Below are 3,155 nucleotides of genomic sequence, written 5' to 3' on the forward strand. Positions count from 1 at the left end.
GGAGGGGGTCGTGGCGGAGAGGTCTTGTCGGAGGGGCATCCGGCGAGCCCGCGCCGGGACCGGTGTCAGCTCCGGGGAACCGTCTCGCCCGTCGCCGCGTCCACGACCTTCCGGTCGCCCAGCGGCGCGTCCAGCGCGACCTTCACGGTCTGCTCCTTGGCGATGGCGATACACGCCTTCCCCGGGTCGTTCCAGGTCCCCACGACCGATACCCGGACCGAGCCCCCGCTCTCCCGCGCGCTCGCCCGGTAGCTCTCGCACACCCCGCCGAAGAAGGTCAGCGACAGGGTCCGCCCGTCCGCGCGGTACGTCGTCACGGCGCTGCCCGTAGGCGCGGGCTTCGAGGCCGGGGGCGAGGCGTCCCCGCCGTCGTCCGACGGCGGCTTGTTACCACCACCGGGCGGCGGGGCCGGGGTGTCGTCCAGGAAGCGCTTCTCCACCGCCGGCTGGGCGTGGGTGAAGTCCGTACCCCCGCCGTGCGGCGCGACCCGGAACAGCCAAGCCGGTACGAAGGTCACCTCACCGTCGCCGTGGACGGCGGTCAGCCCGATGACGGCCCCCGTCACCGCGAGCCGCTGGGGCACCGGCTTCGCCGGGCCGCACCCCGCCGACTCCGGCCGGTCCGTGGTGACCGCGTCGTCACCGCCGCCGCCGAGCGGCATCGACGTGGCGCACGCTGAGGGCCCGTCCTGTCCCCGGCCGACCCCGCCCAGGGTCGCCTTGTTGGCCTCCTTCAGCGCCTCGTCCGCCGGGATCAGCGGATAGGTGTCCCGCTTCTCGGGGACCGACGCGAAGCCGGTCGCCCGCACCACCCGGCCGTCCGGGCCGATGACGAGCCGGGTGGCGTACCCCTGCGTCCGTACGCCGTCGATCAGCGGATCCGCCGTCACGATCCGGTCGGCGCCGACCGTCGCACGGGCGTCGACCACCGCGTCACCGCGCCCGAGCGCCTTCAGCACCGGCGCCGCCGCCTGCCGGGCACGGGCGTCCGACACCGGGGTGCCCGACGGGGTCGCGGGCCCCCGCCGGTCCGTGCAGACCGTGGTGCTCTCGCAGTTGTCGCCGCCGTCCGTCCCCGCGTGGGCGCCGTACGACCAGGAGCCCGGCGCCTTCGAACCCACCTCGACGGCCCCGCCCGTACCGTCGGCGTCCGGACCCGACCGCCACATACCGCCGGCGAGCCGGGGCGGCGCGGTCAGACCGAACGCCTTCGCCACCCGGGTCGCGTCGGCCGCCGCCGGGCCGCCGCCGGTCCGGTGGACGGCCGCCTCGTCGGGCCCGTCGGGGAACGCGACACCCTTGCCCCGTTCGAGGACCGAACCGAGGGGGCCCGGCTCCCCGGGGGCGATACCCGGCGCGTCGGCGAGCGCCGACTCCGTACGGATCTTCGGCGGCTGCCCGCCGCCCCCGGACCCGCGGGCCGACGCGCCCCGGTCGCCGCCGTCCGGCGAATCGGCCACCGCGAGATAGAGTCCGCTGCCGCCGCCCGCCACCAGCACCGCCGCCACGAGCGATGCGATCAGGGGGGAACGCCTGCGGGTCCCCCCCTCCTCCGTGCTCCGTGTACCGCTCACCTCGTACCCCTTCGCCTTGCCCCCTGCGGTCCCCCGAGCGGGAGCCACGGCGATGGGACGGAAGGCGGGCGCGTACGGTTCCCGGGCGCGGCCGAGAGCCGGGCCGCGACGGGCCCGGCGCCGGGATCCGGCTCAGTAGTACGGGGGCAGCCCCCGTACCAGCCGAACCGATGCCGGAGGCACCGCCACCCCCCTGATCAGGGACGGCGGGACCGGAACCGGTACGGGCACCGCGGCCACCGGCCAGTGCGGAGCCATCCGTGCGCAGTCCCCGCGCAATTGGGCGAGGGTGAAATCAGGATCCCGGGAGGCCGGAGTCGGGCTCGAGTTCGTCATAAGCGCACCGTATGCACCCTAGGTTCACTGGGAAAGATTCTACTATGGGGTAGTTTATGTTCCTTGGTCACCTGGCACGACCGGGTAGCGTTAGGCCTCGTTTCCCCCGCCACAGGAGCACACACGCCGTGCGAATCGCAGTTACCGGATCCATCGCCAACGACCATCTGATGACCTTCCCCGGTCGCTTCGCCGACCAGCTCGTCGCGGACCGGCTCCACACGGTCTCCCTCTCCTTCCTGGTCGACACCCTCCACGTGCGCAGGGGAGGCGTCGGCGCGAACATCTGCTTCGGCATGGGACAGCTCGGCACCGGGCCCATCCTCGTCGGCTCCGCCGGAGCCGACTTCGAGGAATACCGCGCCTGGCTCGACCGCCACGGCGTCGACACCGGATCCGTACGGATCTCCGAAGTCCTCCACACCGCGCGCTTCGTCTGCACCACCGACGCCGACCACAACCAGATCGGCTCCTTCTACACCGGCGCCATGAGCGAGGCCCGGCTCATCGAACTGAAATCCGTCGCCGACCGGGTCGGCGGCCTCGACCTCGTCCTCGTCGCCGCGGACGACCCCGAGGCGATGCTCCGCCACACCGAGGAATGCCGCACCCGCGAAATCCCCTTCGCCGCCGACTTCTCCCAGCAGATCGCCCGGATGAGCGGCGACGAAATCCGCATACTGCTCGACGGCGCCGTCTACCTCTTCTCCAACGAATACGAGAAGGGACTCATCGAAAGCAAGACCGGCTGGTCCGACGAGGAGATCCTCAGCCGAGTGGGCCACCGGGTCACCACCCTCGGCTCCCGCGGCGTACGGATCGAACGCGTCGGCGAGCCCGTCATCGAAGTCGGCTGCCCCCAAGAAGAAGCCAAAGTCGACCCCACCGGCGTCGGCGACGCCTTCCGCGCCGGATTCCTCTCCGGCCTCTCCTGGGGCGTGAGCCTGGAACGCGCCGCCCAAGTCGGCTGCATGCTCGCCACCCTCGTCGTCGAAACCCTCGGCACCCAGGAATACACCCTCAGCCGCGTCCACTTCATGGAACGCTTCTCCAAGGCATACGGCCACGACGCCGCCACCGAGGTCGAGAAGTACTTGTAGTTTTTCAAGGCTCGGTTCGCCTCCGGGGCGCTTCAGCCCCTTTTTTTCAAGGCTCGGTTCGCCTCCGGGGCGCTTCAGCCGTGTTCTTCAGTCGATCGTGCTCGACCGCTCGTTCCTCGCGGCCTGCGCGCGTTCTCCTTCCAGA

3 protein-coding genes are annotated in these 3,155 nt (G+C 72.0%); 1 reads left to right on the forward strand and 2 read right to left on the reverse strand.

The features are described 5' to 3' along the window. Window positions 1-65 precede the first annotated feature (65 nt). Entirely contained in the window at window positions 66-1,574 is a 1,509-nt protein-coding gene (locus ACFXG1_RS33010; RefSeq protein ID WP_384745865.1) for a hypothetical protein, read from the reverse strand. A gap of 132 nt (window positions 1,575-1,706) precedes the next feature. Further along, window positions 1,707-1,910 carry a hypothetical protein gene (locus tag ACFXG1_RS33015; protein WP_384722690.1) on the reverse strand — a complete coding sequence of 68 codons (204 nt, stop codon included), beginning with the start codon at window positions 1,908-1,910 and terminating at the stop codon, window positions 1,707-1,709. A 128-nt stretch (window positions 1,911-2,038) separates the two neighbouring features. Between ACFXG1_RS33015 and ACFXG1_RS33020 the strand changes: the two genes are divergently transcribed. After that, the gene (locus tag ACFXG1_RS33020) at window positions 2,039-3,010 is read left to right on the forward strand and encodes a carbohydrate kinase family protein (protein ID WP_384745867.1); all 972 of its coding nucleotides are present in this window, start codon (window positions 2,039-2,041) and stop codon (window positions 3,008-3,010) included. Window positions 3,011-3,155 lie beyond the last annotated feature (145 nt).

The sequence above is a fragment of the Streptomyces sp. NPDC059248 genome, from assembly GCF_042753905.1.
Taxonomy (GTDB): Bacteria; Actinomycetota; Actinomycetes; order Streptomycetales; family Streptomycetaceae; genus Streptomyces.